The sequence below is a fragment of the Roseisolibacter sp. H3M3-2 genome (assembly GCF_029211165.1).
Lineage (GTDB): Bacteria > Gemmatimonadota > Gemmatimonadetes > Gemmatimonadales > Gemmatimonadaceae > Roseisolibacter.
Window position 1 is genome coordinate 1 of sequence record NZ_JARGEK010000803.1, and the last position, 536, is coordinate 536.

The 536-nt window shown below is 81.0% G+C and carries 1 protein-coding gene; it reads left to right on the plus strand.

What is annotated here, in order from left to right; genetic code table 11:
• The coding region (locus PYV61_RS26500; protein ID WP_275836888.1) for a hypothetical protein at window positions 1–302 on the plus strand (302 nt) is incomplete at its 5' end.
• Window positions 303–536: the final 234 nt, after the last annotated feature.

The following is a 536-nucleotide window of genomic DNA, read 5'->3' on the forward strand; positions in this document are numbered from 1 at the left end:
GCGCAGCCCCGCAGCTGCTGGCGGCGGCCGCCGCCGGCCGCGCGGGGCTGCGCGACAGCGCCGACCGCGTGATGCGGCGCGCGCGCGCGGGCCCCGACGTGGACCCCGACCGCGAGCTGCTCACGATCGAGGCGCTCGTGCGCGAGCTGCTCGGCGAGCGCGAGACGGCGCTCGACCTGCTGAAGCAGTACCTGGTGGCGCGCCCCGAGCACCGGCAGGGGCTCGCCGTCAGCCAGTCGTGGTGGTGGCGCGGCCTGCGCGCCGACCCGCGCTTCCAGGCGCTGGTCGGGGCGGGCGGCTGAATCGCGCGGACGCGGCCTCGCTGTTCCCGCTGCACGGCAGTACGACGCGGACCGACGCCGGTCCGCGTCGTCGACCCGTCACGCGCGCCGCCGGCGCGGCGTCGCCCCGCCCAGGAGGGACCGTGTCCCGCCCCCTCGCCACGCCCGCGCGCCTCGCGGGCCTCCTCCTCGTGCTGCTCGCCGCCTGCGGCGACGCGCCGCGGAGCGTCGCGCCCCCCGAGGCGCCGCGCGCGG